General features: G+C 70.8%; 12 protein-coding genes. 4 read left to right on the top strand and 8 right to left on the bottom strand.

All coding sequences use genetic code 11. The features are described from left to right. Positions 1 to 32 precede the first annotated feature (32 nt). A complete protein-coding gene (locus AOK01_RS16035; RefSeq protein ID WP_055512105.1) occupies positions 33 to 2,948 on the bottom strand; it encodes a glycoside hydrolase family 48 protein in 2,916 nt (971 codons plus the stop codon). A gap of 305 nt (positions 2,949 to 3,253) precedes the next feature. On the opposite strand from AOK01_RS16035, the gene AOK01_RS16030 reads away from it, so the two are divergent. After that, entirely contained in the window at positions 3,254 to 4,975 is a 1,722-nt protein-coding gene (locus AOK01_RS16030) for a glycoside hydrolase family 6 protein (protein ID WP_055512184.1), read from the top strand. A 163-nt stretch (positions 4,976 to 5,138) separates the two neighbouring features. Beyond that, positions 5,139 to 6,062 (top strand): class I SAM-dependent methyltransferase, encoded by a 924-nt coding sequence (locus AOK01_RS16025; RefSeq protein WP_055512102.1) that lies wholly within the window; start codon positions 5,139 to 5,141, stop codon positions 6,060 to 6,062. A gap of 12 nt (positions 6,063 to 6,074) precedes the next feature. On the opposite strand, the gene AOK01_RS16020 is transcribed toward AOK01_RS16025, so the two are convergent. From AOK01_RS16020 to AOK01_RS16010, 3 genes are all read right to left on the bottom strand, one after another. After that, a complete protein-coding gene (locus AOK01_RS16020; RefSeq protein WP_055512100.1) occupies positions 6,075 to 6,761 on the bottom strand; it encodes a glycoside hydrolase family 75 protein in 687 nt (228 codons plus the stop codon). Positions 6,762 to 6,894: 133 nt separating this feature from the next. Beyond that, positions 6,895 to 7,683, bottom strand: a complete 789-nt coding sequence (locus AOK01_RS16015) for an aldo/keto reductase (RefSeq protein ID WP_055512182.1) — start codon at positions 7,681 to 7,683, stop codon at positions 6,895 to 6,897. 235 nt (positions 7,684 to 7,918) lie between these two features. Further along, the gene (locus AOK01_RS16010; protein WP_055512098.1) at positions 7,919 to 8,860 is read right to left on the bottom strand and encodes an SDR family oxidoreductase; all 942 of its coding nucleotides are present in this window, start codon (positions 8,858 to 8,860) and stop codon (positions 7,919 to 7,921) included. Between the two features lie 184 nt (positions 8,861 to 9,044). Between AOK01_RS16010 and AOK01_RS16005 the strand changes: the two genes are divergently transcribed. Further along, positions 9,045 to 9,911: a helix-turn-helix transcriptional regulator gene (locus AOK01_RS16005; RefSeq protein WP_213862104.1), complete on the top strand. Its 867-nt coding sequence runs from the start codon at positions 9,045 to 9,047 to the stop codon at positions 9,909 to 9,911. A gap of 25 nt (positions 9,912 to 9,936) precedes the next feature. Here AOK01_RS16005 and AOK01_RS16000 read toward each other — a convergent pair whose 3' ends face one another. Next, positions 9,937 to 11,763, bottom strand: a complete 1,827-nt coding sequence (locus AOK01_RS16000) for an AMP-dependent synthetase/ligase (RefSeq protein ID WP_055512096.1) — start codon at positions 11,761 to 11,763, stop codon at positions 9,937 to 9,939. A 235-nt stretch (positions 11,764 to 11,998) separates the two neighbouring features. After that, a complete protein-coding gene (locus AOK01_RS15995; RefSeq protein WP_055512094.1) occupies positions 11,999 to 12,865 on the bottom strand; it encodes a LysR substrate-binding domain-containing protein in 867 nt (288 codons plus the stop codon). A 132-nt stretch (positions 12,866 to 12,997) separates the two neighbouring features. Between AOK01_RS15995 and AOK01_RS15990 the strand changes: the two genes are divergently transcribed. Next, positions 12,998 to 14,044 carry a bile acid:sodium symporter family protein gene (locus AOK01_RS15990; RefSeq protein WP_245702275.1) on the top strand — a complete coding sequence of 349 codons (1,047 nt, stop codon included), beginning with the start codon at positions 12,998 to 13,000 and terminating at the stop codon, positions 14,042 to 14,044. On the opposite strand, the gene AOK01_RS15985 is transcribed toward AOK01_RS15990, so the two are convergent. Both AOK01_RS15985 and AOK01_RS15980 read right to left on the bottom strand, forming a co-directional pair. After that, positions 13,983 to 15,233: a DUF4185 domain-containing protein gene (locus AOK01_RS15985; RefSeq protein ID WP_055512092.1), complete on the bottom strand. Its 1,251-nt coding sequence runs from the start codon at positions 15,231 to 15,233 to the stop codon at positions 13,983 to 13,985. The two genes, AOK01_RS15990 and AOK01_RS15985, sit on opposite strands and share 62 nt — an antisense overlap. Before the next feature lie 10 nt (positions 15,234 to 15,243). After that, entirely contained in the window at positions 15,244 to 17,157 is a 1,914-nt protein-coding gene (locus tag AOK01_RS15980) for a sialidase family protein (RefSeq protein ID WP_055512090.1), read from the bottom strand. Between the last annotated feature and the right edge of the window lie 182 nt (positions 17,158 to 17,339).

The raw sequence follows: 17,339 nt of genomic DNA, 5'->3' as shown, positions 1-17,339 counted from the left end.
GCCCTCCCGCTGTACACGGAGCCGCGACGGGGCTATTCGAGAAGCTCCGCGTACGAGCCCATGGCGAGGGCGATGTCCGCCTGGGCCCAGAACCGGTGGTACGTGAACGAGGGCGCGGCCCCGCCCGCCAGATAGGACTCGATCTTCGACCAGGCCGGGTCGTCCTCGTAGAACGAGCGGATCGAGTCGAACGTCGACGACGCGTTCACGGCGTCCCCGTTCGGCATCGTGCCGGTCCAGCCGCTCGGGACGTACACGGCGTCGTCGAAGCGGTTGTAGTCGGTGCGCGTCTCCGGGACCGCGATGCCCAGCGCGTCCTGGTTGTGCGCCCACATGCCGTCGAGCAGCGCCTTCGCCGTCGTGCCCGCCTCGGTGTCACCGGAGCGGTCGGCGTAGTACGTCAGCGTCTTGGCGTACGCAGCCGCCACGCCGACGTCGTTCGTGTAGTCGGCGACGGTGACATGAAGTCCCGTGTTCGCGCCGGGACTTGACGCGTTCCAGGTGTCCGGCTTGCCAGACCACTGGAGGGTGCTGGGGATGCGGTAGGAACCGTCCGGGTTGACCGTGGTGTGGGACAGCGCCCAGTCGACCCACTTGTCGAGGACGACCTTGGCGTCCGCGTCTCCCGTCTGCTGGTAGTACTCGGCGACCCGCTCCATCGACCACGCCTGGAAGCCGAACCACTGGTTGGACGGCGGGTCGTGGTAGACGGGCTTCTCGTCGTAGTACATGCCGTGGAAGGTCGGCGTACCGGAGGGCGGTGTCGCGTAGCGGCCCTGCCAGCTGTTGGTCGCACCGCCCGCGATGGCTCCCTCGCTGGACTGCAGCCAGCGGTAGAACTCCAGCTGCCGGTCGAGGGACGTGGCCCAATCCGCTTGTCCGGTCGCCGACTTGGGCTTCAGGTCGGCGTACGAGCTGAGCGCGTAGGCCGCCAGGGGGTTCTGGTAGCCGCCGTGGGTGTGGCTGGAGCCGATGCGCCAGGCCCAGCCGGCCGACGTGTCGGTGGCGCCGCCCCACGCGTAGTACCAGTTCAGCAGGTAGTGCGAGGCGTCCTTGCCGGTGCCCGCCGGGCAGGTCGACGGACCTACACAGTTGCCGATCTTCTTGAAGTACTTGTCGTACATGGAGTAGCGCAGATAGTCGCCCATCTTCGCCGCCTTGCCCACCGTCGCCGACACCTCGGAGCCCTTGCCCTGCGCCTCGGCCCAGACGTCCGCCCAGTACGCGGCCTGCACGGCACGCGCGTCGGCGTCCGGGGCGTTGGTGAACTTCCACTGCTTGGCGTAGGACGCGTCCTTGGTGAACAGGTCCAGGTAGCCGTTGGTCCCGCCGTACTTGAAGGCGTCGCAGGTCGGCTGCGGCACCGTCTCCCACACCGACTCCTGCGCGCCGCGCTGGAAGGTGTTGATGTAGGAGGGACCGGTGTCGGCCGGGCCCGCCTCGCACTTGCCCGGCGAGTTGCCGTACCCGTAGACGTTGTCGACGTCCTGCAGCCAGTGCATGCCGTACACGTCGTCCGTGCCGTACGCGCTCTTCAGCTCGGCGGCGATCGGATCGGGACCGACCGAGATGCCCGAGTCGAGCTGCGCCGGGTACTCGTTCGGGGTGTCCAGCTCGGGCGCGTACGTCGCCGGCTTCGACGCGTTGTAGAACGAGTTGGTCGGCTGGTCGGCGTGCGTGGGGATCATGAACTTCTCCATGATGTCCCAGGCCCCGTTGAACTTCGTCCAGTCGCCCGTCACCTTGCCGTACATGGCCTGCAGCCACAGCAGATAGCTGTACGCCTCCGAGGTCGTCTCATGGCCGTGGTCGGGCGCCTCGACGATCAGTGTCTCCACCGAGTGGTACGGGATGCCCTCCGGCGAGAAGTAGCCGTTCGCCGGGTCGGTGATCTTCCCGTAGAGCTCCAGGAAGCGGGCGTCGTACTCCTTCGACGCGGCGAGCTGGGTGACGGTGACCGCGGACTTCGCGTGCCCGGTGGCCGTCGACTCGAAGGTCGCCGAACCGGTGCCCGCGGCGTCGGCGGTGACGGTCACTTTCTGCGCCGTGTTCCAGTTCGACGGCGTGAAGGTGAGCGACGCCCCGCCGGTCACGGACAGCCCCGTGTTGCCGCTCGCGCGGGCCGTCGTCACGGTCACGTTCGCCGAGGGCTGGGTCGACAGCTTCACGTCGTACGTGCCCGTCCTGCCCTGCTGGACGCCGAGTTGGGCCGGCGACGCCACCACCGCGGGACCCGAGGCGACCGTGATGCCGACCGGTGTGGACTCCGCCGACGCGCCAAGGCTGTCGTACGCCTTCGCGAGCAGCGAGTGACTGCCCACGGCCAGGCCGGCGGCCGAGAGCGTGTACGGCGCGTTGGTGTCGGTGCCCAGCAGCGTCGTGTCGTCGTAGAACTCGACCTTGCCGATCGTCGCGCCGTCCGCCGCGGCGGCGGTCGCGGCGAGCGGGACCGCGTCACCCTGGGAGTAGACGGCACCCGACGCGGGGCTGGTCAGCACGGTGATCGGCGGCTGATGGGCGCCGGCGCAGGTGGTGCCGTTGATCGCGAAGGAGGTGGGCGCGGTGTTGGTGCCGGTGTACGTGAACTGGGCGCCGGTCGTCACGGCGGCCCCGGCCGCGATCGTCCCGTTCCAGGACGCGTTCTTCGCGGTGACCGTCTTGCCCGCCTGCGACCAGGTACCGCTCCAGCCACTGGTGAGCTGCTGGTTGCCCGTGTAGCCGTAGGTCAGGGTCCAGCCGCTGATCGCCTCCGTGCCGCGGTTGGTGAGCGTGAGCTCGGCGGTGAAACCGGTGCGCCAGTCGTTCGTCGTGTAGTCGACACTGCACTGAACTGCCGCTGCTTGCGCAGGAGTTGTGCCGGTCGCGAGCGTGGCCAACGGGAGGGCGAGGGCCGCCACCACGGCGGTCCAAATCCGCCGCGCACGGCGGTGGTCGCGTCTGGGTGCCATGTTCTGGTTCCTCTCCTTGCGGCTCGGAGATGGGGGGCGGAGCAACAAGCCTTGAACCAGTGGGAGCGCTCCCATAGTGCGGAGAGGGGTGCATGCGGTCAAGGTGCTTGAAGAGTCGAAATGATTCGAAAGATCAAGAGTGTCATGCCCCTGTCGCTCATCAATACTTGGCGCTACCTTCGTCCGCACCAGTGGGAGCGGTTCCATCAGTCGACGTGTCCGTAGTGGCGCGTCCGTACTGCGTCGTTCGGTTTCGGGCCGCGTGAACATCCGTGCGCGCCCTCGACGGATTGGACATCCCGCACATGAGCCGTACCAGAACTGCACTTCTCGCCGCGCTGGCGCTGGTCGCCGGGACCGCGGGCGCCGCCGTGGCGGCCACGCCCCCGGACGTCGGCGCGGCCGCCGTCCCCTGCACCGTCGAGTACAAGGTGCAGAACCAGTGGGACACCGGCTTCACCACCGCGGTGACGGTCACCAACAACAGCGCGGCCAAGTCGAGTTGGGCCGTGAAGTGGTCGTACGCCGGCAACCAGAAGGTCACCAGCGGCTGGAACGCGAAGCTCAGCCAGAGCGGCACCGCGGTGACCGCAGCCAACGAGAGCTACAACGGCCCGCTCGGGGCCGGGAGTTCGGTCAGCTTCGGCTTCAACGGCACCTACAGCGGCACCAACGCACTTCCCACGGCCTTCACCCTCGACGGTGTGACCTGCAACGTCGACGACGGAGGCACCGACCCGACCGATCCCACGGACCCGACCGACCCGGGAACGGGCAGCCGGGTGGACAACCCGTACGCCGGCGCCAAGGTGTACGTGAACCCGGAGTGGAAGGCGAAGGCCGCCGCCGAGACCGGTGGCAGCCGGATCGCGAACCAGCCGACCGGCGTGTGGCTCGACCGGATCGCCGCCATCAACGGCGTGAACGGCGGCATGGGCCTGCGTGACCACCTGGACGCGGCGCTGACGCAGAAGGGCTCGGACGAACTGGTCGTCCAGCTGGTCATCTACAACCTGCCCGGCCGTGACTGCGCCGCACTGGCCTCGAACGGCGAGCTCGGCCCGACGGAGATCGACAAGTACAAGACCGACTACATCGACCCGATCGCGGCGATCCTCGCGGACACCAAGTACGCCGGTCTGCGCATCGTCACCACCGTCGAGATCGACTCGCTGCCCAACCTCGTCACCAACGTCACGCCCCGGGCCACCGCCACCGCCAACTGCGACACCATGAAGGCGAACGGCAACTACGTGAAGGGCGTCGGCTACGCGCTGAACAAGCTCGGCGACGCGCCCAACGTCTACAACTACGTGGACGCCGGACACCACGGCTGGCTCGGCTGGGACGACAACTTCGCGCCGTCCGCCGCACTCTTCAAGGAGGCCGCCTCCGCCGAGGGCGCGACCGTCGCGGATGTGCACGGCTTCATCGTGAACACCGCCAACTACAGCGCCACGAAGGAGGCCTACTTCACGGTCGACGACTCGGTGAACGGGGCGTCGGTCCGTACGTCGAAGTGGATCGACTGGAACCGGTACGTCGACGAGCAGTCGTACGCGCAGGCCATGCGCGCCCAGCTGGTCTCGATCGGCTTCCCCTCCGGCATCGGCATGCTGATCGACACCTCCCGCAACGGCTGGGGCGGCACGGCCCGGCCCACCGCGGCGGGTCCGTCGACCAGCGTGGACACCTATGTCGACGGAGGGCGCTACGACCGGCGCATCCACCTCGGCAACTGGTGCAACCAGTCGGGTGCGGGCCTCGGCGAGCGGCCGCAGGCGGCGCCGGCGACCGGTATCGACGCGTACGTGTGGATGAAGCCGCCGGGTGAGTCGGACGGGTCGAGCACCGCCATCGACAACGACGAGGGCAAGGGCTTCGACCGGATGTGCGACCCGACGTACACCGGCAACCCGCGGAACAACAACAACATGTCGGGGGCGCTGGCCAACGCGCCGCTGTCGGGGCACTGGTTCTCCGCGCAGTTCCAGGCGCTCATGAAGAACGCGTATCCGGCTCTGTGACCTGCGCTTGTCGCTCGGTCGTCTGAAAGATCAAAAGATTGCGCCGTTCCCCGCGCCCCTGAAGGAGGGGTGCGGGGGACTGTTGCTGTTTCGGCAAGGCGAGTAGCTGTTTTCGGGAGAGACGGAGCACGCTGTCGGTATCCCGAAAAGAGAGGCTCGGAACATGGCACACGGGCATGAACACCACGACGAACAGGGTCCCGGACACGGTCACCAGCACGGCCACGGCCACGGTCACACCCACACGCACATCGACTTCGCGGAGATGCTGCCGATGCTGGTGCAGGAGGCCGAGCTGTTCACCCCGCTCTACACACAGGCGGCGGCCTGGCTGCGGGAGCTGCGGCCCGACCCCGAGCTGGTCGTGGACGCGGGCAGCGGGCCCGGTGTCATCTCCTGCCTGCTCGCCGACACGTTCTCCGCGGCCCGGGTCATCGCCGTGGACGGGGAGGAGGCCCTTCTGGAGGCGGCCCGCGCCCGCGCCGCCCGGCAGGGGATCGCCGACCGGTTCGGCACGCTGAGGGCGGAGCTCGGTGCCGGGCTCGGCGACCTGGAGTACCCGGCCGATCTTCTCTGGGCGAGCCGGTCCCTGCACCACGTCGGCGACCAGCGGGGCGCACTCGCCGGCTTCGTCGACCGGCTCGCGCCGGGCGGCACCCTCGCGCTGCTGGAGGGCGGCCTGCCCTCGCGGTACCTGCCGCGCGACTTCGGCATCGGGCGCCCGGGACTGCAGTCCCGGATGGACGCCATCCAGGAGGAGTGGTTCGCCCAGATGCGGGCCGAGCTGCCCGGCGCCGTCGTCGAGGACGTCGAGGACTGGCCGGCCCTGCTGACCGCGGTCGGGCTGCGGCACACCGGGACCCGTACGTTCCTGCTCGACCTCCCCGCGCCGGTCTCCGACGAGGGCCGTGCGTTCATCGCCACCGCCCTCGGCCACCGCCGCGACGGACTCGCCGAAGGCCTCGACGCGGACGACCGCGCCACCCTCGACCGGCTCCTCGACCCGGACGACAAGGCGAGCGTGTTCCAGCGGCCGGACGTGTTCGTGCTCACGGCACTCACGGTGTACGTCGGCGTGAAGCCGTAACGCTCCGCGCGCTCAGTTCCTCGCCAGGAACCGGCGCGCCAGCTCCTCACCGAGGGACGCCGCCGCGCCGGGGCTCTCGATCGGAGTGACCTCGGAGTCGGTGAAGACGATGTACGTCACCCCCGAGCCTGTCCCGCCGGACTTGGGGTCGGGATCGATCCCGAGGCCCCGGGCGGTGGCGTACGAGGCCTCGCCGATGATGGCCGAGGGGCCGATGTCACCGACGACCGCGTACTGGATCCGGCCCCCGTGGATGACCGCGGCCACGCTGCCGCCCCGGACTTCGGACTTCGTGTGGTTCCAGACGGTGCCGGGGGCGGGCACCACGATGTGCGGGAGTTTCTCGGAGTTCAGCGGCCTGCCGTCGGACTGCCGGAAGGCGGTCTGCTCCAGGAAGGACGGATCGGCGCGGCGGTTGCACCGGGCGGTGACCTGGCCGTCGCAGTCGATGTCCATGTCGGCCTTCCAGAAGACCGCTCCGTCCTTGCCGCACACCGGGACCGTGGCCGGCGTTCCCACGTCGGTGCGGTACCGGCCGTTCGAGACCCGCGAGCAGTGCGTCACCTCGGCGAGCAGGGCCGCGGCGCCGACCGGGCCGTTCCGCGCCGGCACGGGGGCGGCGGCGCCCGCCGGGAGGACCGCGGCGGCGAGCAGGGCGGCGCCGCCGGCCGCGGCGAGGATCAGGGTTCGAGCGCGCATCGTGGGCCCCTTCCGAGGGTCGGTTTCCTACCGAATTCACCCACATCGCACGCTCTCCCGCAGGACGTGACGGAGCCGCCCACCCGATCGGGTGGGCGGCTCCGTCACGTCCTGGTGCCGTGCGGCGGTCCGGTCAGTCGTTGACCTCAGACGGGGCGGAGCCCAGGCGGCGGTTCTCGTTGAGGGCGCTGATCGCGGCGATGTCCTCGGTGTCCAGGGCGAAGCCGAAGACGTCGATGTTCTCCTTGATCCGGGACGGCGTCACGGACTTGGGGATCACCACGTTCCCCAGCTGGAGGTGCCAGCGCAGGACGACCTGGGCGGGCGTACGGCCGTGCTTCTGGGCGATGGCCACGATCGCCGGGACCTCCAGGAGGCCCCTGCCCTGGCCGAGCGGGGACCAGGCCTCGGTGGCGATGCCCTGCTCCGCGTGGTACTCGCGGGCCGCGGCCTGCTGAAGGTGCGGGTGCAGCTCGATCTGGTTGACGGCCGGGATGACGGACGTCGCGTCGATCAGCTTGTCCAGGTGCTCCGGGAGGAAGTTGGAGACGCCGATGGACTTGACGAGGCCGTCCGCCTGGAGCTTCTCGAAGGCCTTGTACGTGTCGATGTACGTGCCCCTGGCCGGCATCGGCCAGTGGATGAGGTACAGGTCGACGTAGTCGAGGCCGAGCTTCCCCAGGGACGCGTCGAAGGCGCGCAGCGTCGAGTCGTATCCCTGGTCGCCGTTCTGGAGTTTGGTGGTGACGAAGAGGTCCTCACGGGCGATCCCGGAGGAGGCGAGGCCCTTGCCTGTGCCCTCTTCGTTGCCGTAGGCCGCGGCGGTGTCGATGCTGCGGTACCCGGCCTCCAGCGCGGTGGCGACGGCTCGCTCCGCCTCGTCGTCCGGCACCTGCCAGACACCGAAGCCCAGTTGGGGCATCTCGACGCCGTTGTTCAGGATGATCGGGGGGACCTTGCTCACGAGCTCTCGATCCTTAGGTCGGCGGGTGGTACTCCATCGTGAACGATCACGGGCTGTCGCGCATTCCTTTCCCGTGCGTACGCGGTCGAAGGAGAGTTCGGCCGGAAGGTACCCGCTGATGTGCCCGGGTACGCGTCCCGCGCCCGTCGGTGGCGTGCACCTCGTCGGGAGGAGGTCCGCGGGCCGTGCCCGACTACCCCTGGAACCGAACGCCGACCAGGTCTTCGGAGACCTGCCAGACGCGCTCCGCCTCCTCGGCCCCGCGCAAGGGGGCATAGAGCTTCTGCTCTGCGGGCGGGCCGCCCAGGTGGCCGGGCCCGCTGGGTCCGTAGAAGCCGCCGCGCCGGGCGTCGGGGGAGGTGGCGGCGTAGAGGGCGGGCAGCTGCGCGCTCTCCACGGTCCCGACGAGGATGCCGCGGGCCGACAGGGCACGGATCAGGCGCACGCTCCTGGTGTCCGCGGCGCGTCCGACCTCGGGGCGGGCGGCGAGCAGGCTCGTCGGAGCGACCCCCGGGTGGGAGAGGTTGCTCGTGATGCCCCAGCCCTCGGCCTGGCTGCGCCGGTCGAGTTCGAGGCCGAAGAGCCCGAACGCGATCTTCGACTGGCTGTATGCCTTCATGCCGTCGTAGGAGCGTTCCCAGCCCAGGTCGTCCCAGTTGATGGAACCCCGCCTCGCTGCGACGCTGACCTGCGAGGTCACCCGTGCCTGGCCGGCGCGCAGCAGCGGCAGCAGGCGGGCCGCCAGGGCGAAGTGCCCGAGGTGGTTCGTGCCGAACTGAAGCTCGAACCCGTCGGCGGTCCGCTGCAGGTTGGGCGGGGTCATGACACCGGCGTTGTTGATCAGCAGGTGAAGGGGCAGGCCCTCGTCCAGCAGGGTCCGGCCGAGGGCCGCGACGGAGGTGAGCGAGGACAGGTCGAGGTCGCGCAGCGACACCTTCGCGCCGGGAACCCGTTGCCGGATCGTGGCGAGCGCGGCCTCGCCCTTGCGCGGATTACGGACGGGCATGACGACCTCGGCCCCGGCCGCGGCGAGCCGCGTCGCGATGCCGAGCCCCATTCCGTCGCTGGCCCCGGTGACGACAGCGCGCCGGCCGGACAGGTCGGGAACAGTGAGGTCGATGGGTGTGCGTGGCATGTGTTCACTCCTGGAAACTGGGCTTTGCCACCAACATCGCGGACGACGACGGTGATATCCAGGACCGACCGATCCCCTGACAAGGAAGGCGAGGCTCGGGCCGGTGGTCGCAAAGGGGGATCGACAGGCCGTGGATACGCGGGTGCGCGGCCGGTAGAAAGGTGCACGAGTAAAGGAGATGCCCATGGTGATCGACCGGACCGGCCTTGCGGAGTTCCTCCGGCTGCGCCGGGAGTCGCTGCAACCCGAGGACGTCGGCATGCCGCGTGGGCGTCGCCGCAGGACGAGCGGGCTACGGCGGGAGGAGGTGGCCTCGCTGTGCCACATGTCGGCCGACTACTACGCGCGCCTTGAGCGGGAGCGCGGACCCCAGCCCTCCGAGCAGATGGTCGCCTCCATCGCGCAGGGACTGCATCTCTCCCTCGACGAGCGCGACCACCTGTTCCGGCTGGCCGGACACCACCCGCCCGTGCGAGGGGAGGCCGGTGAGTACATCAGCCCCGGCATGCTGCGCATCTTCGACCGCCTGCACGACACGCCCGCGGAGATCGTCACCGAGCTCGGCGAGACGCTGCGGCAGACCCCGCTCGCCGTCGCACTCACCGGCGACCTGACCGTCTACAGCGGCCCGGCCCGCAGCCTCGGCTACCGATGGTTCACCGACCCCGCCACCCGGCAGCTCTACGCTCCGGCGGACCATCCGTTCCTCACGCGCATGTTCGCCTCGGGACTGCGGGGGGTGGTCACGCTGCGGGGTCCCGGGTCCCGGGCGGCGCACCTCGCCGACCTGCTGCTCGCTCGCAGCGAGGAGTTCCGGGAGGTGTGGGACGACCACGAGGTCGGTGTCCGTCCCCACGAGGTGAAGCACTTCGTCAACCTGCAGGTCGGCGCGCTGGAGCTGACCTGCCAGACGCTGGTCGACCCGGGCCAGTCGCAGTACCTGCTCGTCTACACCGCCGTCCCCGGCAGCGAGAGCTACGAGAAGCTGCAGCTGCTGTCCGTCATAGGCACGCACTTGAGGGGGGCGCCCACCGAAGGGGCCGCGTCCTGAAGGACCTTGAAGGGGGAGCCCCCCACTACGCCCGGTACAGCGCCTCGACCTCTGACTCGTACGCGTTCTCGATCGCCTTGCGCTTCAGCTTCAGGGACGGCGTCAGCAGGCCGTGTTCCTCGGTGAACTGGTGGGCCAGTATCCGGAAGGTGCGGATCGACTCGGCCTGGGAGACGAGCGTGTTCGCGGCGACCACGGCCCGCCGCACCTCGGTCTCCAGATCGGGGTCCCGTACCAGCTCCGAGGGGGTGAGCTGGGGCTTGCCCCGCATCTGCAGCCAGTGCTCGACGGCCTCCCCGTCGAGCGTGACGAGCGCCGCGATGTACGGCCTGTCGTTGCCGACGACGATGCACTGCGCGACCAGCGGATGGTCACGCACCCGCTCCTCAAGCACCCCCGGCGAGACGCTCTTGCCGCCGGAGGTCACCAGGATCTCCTTCTTGCGCCCGGTGATGGTGAGATAGCCGTCCTCGTCGAGCGAACCGAGGTCACCGGTGGCCAGCCAGCCGTCGTGCAGGGCCGCGTCGGTGGCCTTCGGGTCGTTGAGATAGCCCTGGAACACGTTGTCGCCGCGCAGCCAGATCTCGCCGTCGTCCGCGATGTGCACGGTCGTGCCCGGGATGGGCTGGCCGACGGAGCCGTACCGGGTCAGCTCGGGCGGGTTCGCGGTCGCGGCGGCCGTGGACTCGGTCAGCCCGTATCCCTCGTAGATCTGCACGCCGGCGCCCGCGAAGAACAGGCCGAGCCGCCGGTCCATGGCGGAGCCGCCGGACATCGCGTGCCGCACGCGCCCGCCCATCGCGGCACGGATCTTCGAGTAGACGAGCTTGTCGAAGAGCTGGTGCTGCATGCGCAGCGCCGTCGAAGGGCCGGGGCCGATGTCCCACGCCTTGGCCTCCACCGCGTCCGCGTACCGCACCGCGACCTCGACGGCCTTCTCGAACGGGCCGCCCCTGCCCTCCCGTTCGGCCTTGCGCCGCGCGGCGTTGAAGACCTTCTCGAAGATGTACGGCACGGCCAGGAAGAACGTCGGCTGGAACGCCGCCAGGTCGGGCAGCAGGGCCGCCGCGTTGAGCTGCGGCTGATGGCCGAACTTGACCTTGCCCCGGATCGCCGCGACCTGCACCATCCGCCCGAAGACGTGCGCGAGCGGCAGGAACAGCAGGGTGGCCGCCTCGTCGCCGCGCTTGGAGTGGAAGAGCGGCTCCCAGCGTCCGATCGCCGTGTCCGTCTCGAACATGAAGTTGGCGTGCGAGAGGACACAGCCCTTGGGGCGGCCGGTGGTGCCGGACGTGTAGATGATCGTCGCCGTGGACTCCGGGGTGACCGCGCGCCGGTGCCGGTGCACCACCTCGTCGTCGATGTGCCCGCCCGCCTCGTACAGCTCCTGCACGGCGCCCACGTCGAGCTGCCACAGCTGGTGCAGGGCCGGCAGCCGGTCGATGACCGTGGCGATGGTCATCGCGTGGTCCTCGTGCTCCACCATCGCCGCCGACACCTGCGCGTCGTGCAGCATCCAGAAGACCTGCTCGGCCGACGAGGTGGGGTAGATCGGTACGACCTGGGCGCCGATCGACCACAGCGCGTAGTCGAAGAGCGTCCACTCGTACCGGGTACGGGACATGATCGCGACCCGGTCGCCGAACCGGACGCCGTGCGCCAGCAGGCCCTTCGCCAGCGCGAGGACCTCGTCACGGAACTCGGCGGAGGTCACGTCCCGCCAGCTGCCGTGCTCGTCCTTGCGGCCTAGTGCGATGTAGAGAGGATCCTCCTGGGCATACTCGAAGACGGCATCGGCCAGGCCGCCCACCGGCGGTGCCGACGCCAGGGGAGGGTTGGTGAACTCGCTCAATCCCCGCTCCTTGTGGTGCTCCGCAGCGCGGTGAAAGCTACCCCACCCGAAGCCGCCGCGGGAGGGGCGGCGAACCGACCCGGGGCCGGGCGTACGCACAGGTCAACCCCTGAAATCCGGCCACAAGGGGGAAGGCCGGGACAGAATCCTTACCCAGACGTAAGTTTCGGTTCCGCAATCTCCACGGAATCTGTACGACCCGCTTACGACGCCTCGGCGTAGCCCCGGTACACCCTCAGCGGGCGCGGTGCAGCCGGTCGCCCGCCGACAGGATCGACGCCGCCAGCGCGTCCGCCGCACCCCGGGCCGCCGTGTGGCGCCTGCCGTGGATCAGCACGAACTCCACCTCGCCCAGCTCCGGCAGACCCGCGCGGTCGGGGACGCGGACGAGCCCCGGCGGGATCAGGCTCCGCGAGTGGGCCATCACGCCGAGCCCCGCGCGGGCCGCCGCGATGAGGCCGTTGAGGCTGCCGCTCGTGCACGCGACGCGCCAGGACCTGCCCTGCCGCTCCAGGGCCTCCAGGGCCAGGGCCCGGGTGATGCCCGGAGGCGGGAACACGATCAGCGGGACCGGGCGGTCGGGATCGAGCCGGAGGCGTTCCGCACCGATCCAGACCAGGTGGTCGTGCCAGACCAGTTCGCCCCGCGGGTCCTCGGGGCGGCGCTTGGCCAGCACCAGGTCCAGCTTCCCCTCGGCCAGCCGCTCGTGCAGGGTGCCCGAGAGCTCGACCGTCAGTTCCAGGTCGACCTCGGGATGGTCGTGGCGGAAACCCTCCAGGATCTCGGTCAGCCGGGTGAGGACGAAGTCCTCCGAGGCGCCGAACCGCAGCCGGCCGCGCAGCCGTGTCCCCGTGAAGAACGCCGCCGCCTGCTCGTGCGCCTCCAGGATCCGGCGCGCGAACCCGAGCATCGCCTCCCCGTCCTCCGTCAGCTCCACGGAGTGGGTGTCCCGGGTGAACAGCTGCCGCCCCGCGGTGTTCTCCAGGCGGCGCACATGCTGGCTGACCGTGGACTGCCGCAGCCCGAGCCGCCGGGCCGCCCGGGTGAAGCTCAGCGTCTGGGCCACGGCGAGGAAGGTGCGTAGCTGGGAGGGGTCGTACACAAGCCAAGGTTATCGCGTTCCGTGATGGCAGTCAGAGCGGTATACCGGATTCCCGATCAAGGTCGCGAGGAGGACGATGGAGAGGGCACGAACCATCTGCTACGACCCAGCGAGACCCAGCAACGGAGCACCGTGAAACGCCGCCCGAAGTGGCCGTCCTGGCTGCCGATAGACCCGTACATCCTGCTGCTGCTCGGGACGGTGGGCCTCGCCGCTCTCCTGCCCGCCCGCGACGCCGGCGCGGAGGTCGCGTCCGGTGCCTCCACCGCGGCGATCGCCTTCCTCTTCTTCCTCTACGGGGCACGTCTGTCCACCCGCGAGGCGATGGACGGCGTACGGCACTGGCGGTTGCACCTCACGGTCCTGGCCAGCACGTTCCTGGTGTTCCCGCTGCTCGGCCTGGCGACCCGCGGACTGGAACCGGTGTTCCTGGACCACTCCCTCTACACCGGTCTGCTCTTCCTCACCCTCGTCCCCTCGACGGTCCAGTCCTCCATCGCCTTCACCTCCATGGCGCGCGGCAACGTGCCCGCGGCGATCTGCGCGGGCTCCTTCTCCTCCCTGGTGGGCATCGTGCTCACCCCGCTGCTCGCCGCGGTGCTCCTCGGCGGCAGCGGGGGCGGGTTCTCGGCCGACTCGCTCGTCAAGATCCTGCTGCAGCTGCTCGCGCCGTTCCTCGCCGGGCAGTTGCTGCGCCGCTGGATAGGCGGCTTCATCGCGCGCCACAGGAAGATCCTCGGCCTGGTGGACCGCGGCTCGATCCTGCTGGTCGTCTACACCGCCTTCAGCGAAGGCATGGTGGAGGGCGTCTGGCACCAGGTCAGCCCGCAGCGCCTGGGCGGTCTGCTCGCCGTCGAGGTGGTACTGCTCGCCGTCATGCTGGCACTGACCTGGTACGGCTCCAAGGCCCTGCGGTTCGGCCGGGAGGACCGTATCGCCATCCAGTTCGCCGGCTCGAAGAAGTCCCTGGCGTCCGGACTGCCCATGGCGAGCGTGCTCTTCGGCGCCGACGCCTCGCTGGCCGTGCTGCCGCTGATGCTCTTCCACCAGATGCAGCTCATGGTCTGCGCGGTCATCGCCAAACGCCGCTCCCGCGACCCGGAGCCGGCCTCGTCCCTCACTCCGGGCCAAGCCGCAGCGTCACGAATCGCGGTCGGTACAGGGACACGTTCCGACTGAGGTTCGCCTGCGCCGCCACCCCACCGCCGGCGTCCAGCCAGTTGACGTCGTAGCTCAGCACGAGCCCGCCCCGGCCGACCGCGCCGAGCGCGGGATGGACCTGCGGGTTGTACGCCGCGACGCCCGCCCGCCGCTCCGGCAGCGGCGGGCTGAAGACCTTGCCTGGTCCGTGCCAGGGTCCGGTGGGCGAGCACGCCCAGTACGAGGTGACGGCCGTCAGCCCCTCGGCGCCCGCCGCCATCGTGAACAGGACATACGTGCCCGCGTCGCGAGTGACCGTGAACGCGCTGCCCACCCCCTTGCGCGCGCCGTCCCCCAGCACGGGCTTCATGAGCGAGGGGATGGTCCACCGTTCGCCGTCCCAGTACCGCCACGCGGCGGGGTCCGCGAGCCGCCCCCGCGGCACGCGCGCGACGTACGCCTTCGACGCCGGCTGTGCGGCGGCCCGCGCGTCGTCACCGCCGAAGACGTACGTCCAGTCCTCGTCGTGGGTCAGCGCGGTCGTGCCGAACAGCACCCGCCGCGCCGGGTCCGGGACCCCCTGCTGGTCGAGGACGCGCGTGACGCCTTCGAGCCGCAGACCGGGCAGCGACAGCGTGGCGACCTCGGTGGCGGCGGGCACCCCGTAGATCCAGGGATACGCACCGGTCGTACGGGTCCACAGCACGACCCGCACGACCTGCTCGGACGAGCCGGGGGAGCGGGGCTCGACCCGCGCCGCCACCGGCCAGCGCCACTGCCCGGGCGCCGGGTCCGCGAACAGCGGCGCGGGAAGCGTGCTGTCCAGGCGCCCGTCCTCCATGACGACGGCCGAGTTGCGCACCAGCGGCGCGGTCGTGTCCCGCCAGGCGTAGGACTCGCCCGCCGGGTTGGGCGGGCGGTGCACCTGGCCGAGGTACGTGTCCGAGAACAGCCAGAGCACCCGCCCGTCCGGCAGCCGCACCGAGTGCGTGCCGTCGCCGCCGGTCCAGTCGTCGGCCCGCGAGGCGTCGTCCCCGTACCGCGCGAACTCGTCGGTGACGTCCGGTTCCGCGGCCCAGGAAGCGACCGTACGGGCCCGGCAGGCGTCCTTCCCGCTGTCGCCCTCGGGCCCTGCGGTGAGCAGCACCGCCCCGAGGACCAGGGCCAGGGCCAGCAACACCCCCAGACCGGTCCCCGTGCGCTGTCGTGCTCGTGCGTCGGCGGGCACGCCCGGGACGTTAGTGGCTGCCGCCCACCCGGTCCACCCGGTCCATGGGCAGCCACAGGACGGTGTCACCGGGCACCGCCTTGTCCGAGGCGCGCACACCGGTCAGTTCGGTGTCGCTCAGCGCCCGGTCGTACACGCGGACGTCGTCGATCGCGCCGGTGAAGTGGGCGCGGCTGTCGAGTTTCTGGCCGATGTGCACCCCGAACGGCGAGTTGCGGCTCACCGATCCCGGTACGTCCGCCGTGCCGGTCGCGGTCCCGTCGACGGACAGGGTCAGTCGGCCCGCGCCGCGGCGCAGCGCCAGATGGTGCCACCGTCCGTCGTTGTACGCGCCGGCCGTGCGCACGGACACCGACCGCGGGGCGCTCGCGCCGTCCCGGACGGTGATCAGCCCCTGGATCCGGTCGCTGGCGGGCTCGCCGCGCAGCCATACCTGCGGCTGGGTGGTGCCGACCCCGCCCATCCACAGCAACGGCTGCTCGCCCGTCGTGGCCGAGTAGCGGAACCACAGCGACGCCGTGAAGTCCTTGGTCCCGAGCGGCAGTCCGGCCCGGTACGGCAGGCGTACGGCGTCGTCGGCGCCGTCGAACGCGAGGGCGCCGCCGGACACCCCGGCCGTCTCCTGCGCGCCGCCGAGGACCGCCGCGCCGGGCGCGTGCGAAGCGAGGTCGGGGGTGGTCGGGTCCGGGCCGCGGCGCGGTGCCAGCCAGTCCTCGGTGAAGCGCGCGAAGCGGATCTCGTCGCGGGCGTCCACGGCGCCGCCCTCGTACAGCAGGCCCGCCGTGCCGGCGTCGATGCCCACCAGGTCGGAGTAGCCGGACCAGTCCGTCGTGACCACCGTGCCCCGGTCGACGCTGTCCCAGGTGCGTCCGCCGTCGTAGGAGGAGCGGAACAGCATCGTGCGGCGGCGGTCCGGGTCGCCGGGGCAGGCCAGCAGCAGCCGGTCGCCCAGGCGCAGCGTGGCGCCCTGGACCTGGGGCGCGTAGAGGCCGGGGAGGGCACGGAACGGCGCGGTGAAGCTGTCGCCGCCGTCGGCGCTGAACGCCTGCGTGCGGTGGCCGGGATCGGTGCCGTCCTGTTCGCGTCCGCTGACCAGGACCGTTCCGTCGGCACGCTCGGTCACGGTCAGCTCGGACGGCTTCTGCCGGAACGTACCGTCCTGCGCGATCGGCCACGAGTCCGTCGCGCCGATCCGCCAGTGGTCGCCGCCGTCGTCGCTGACGACGAGCGCGGCATGGTTGGCGCTGACACGAGTGCCGTCCCACGTCTCGGTGTTGACGCCGAACACGAGCCGGCCCGGGTGCCGGCCGCCGGTCAGCTGGATGCCGTGCACCGGTCCGGTCGCGTACCAGGAGTTCCAGTGCGCGGGCAGGATCTCGTCGCTGAGGTCGCGGGGCTCGGACCAGGTGCGGCCGTCGTCGTCGCTGTGCTGCAGGTGCGGGGTGCGGTCGCACGGGACGTCGCAGTTGCCGCCGTCCGTGCGGCCTGTGTTGTACGTCTCGGCCAGTACGACCCGGCCGGTCCGGCGGTCCACGACCGGGGCGGGGTTGCCGTGGGTGTCGCCCGCGCCCTCGTTGACGATCTGGAGGGGGCCCCAGGTGCGGCCACCGTCGGTGGAGCGCTTGAGCACGATGTCTATGTCGCCGGCGTCGCCGCAGTCGTTCACCCGGCCCTCGGCGAACGCCAGCAGCGTGCCCTTCGCCGTCCGCACGACCGCCGGAATCCGGAAGCAGGCGTATCCGGGGTCCTGGGAGGCTTTGAAGAGCACCTGTTGCTCGAACGGTTCGGATGCGGTGCTCTCGCCGGTGGTCCCACCGGGCTCGGTGGCAGACCGGGCGTGTCCGGTGCCCGGCAGCGCGAGCAGCGCGGCGGCGGTGAGGACCGCGGTGAGCGCGGTTCTGAGGGGATTCCCTTGCGACGGCATGGTGCGACCTGCCCTTCAGCTGCCTGGACATCCGGACATCCCACGTCCGACGTGCGCGCACAGACGCTACTGGGGCTCCGCGCACCTCACAAGAAGCGTGCGCGTGTCGTGGTGAGGCGGGGCCCCTCCGGCGCAGGGGGCGCTCCCCGCCGGACAAGGGCCCCGCCGCCGTGTCGCGGGGA

It is taken from the genome of Streptomyces aurantiacus, assembly GCF_001418335.1.
Lineage (GTDB): Bacteria > Actinomycetota > Actinomycetes > Streptomycetales > Streptomycetaceae > Streptomyces > Streptomyces aurantiacus.
This window is presented reverse-complemented; position numbering and strand designations above follow the sequence as displayed.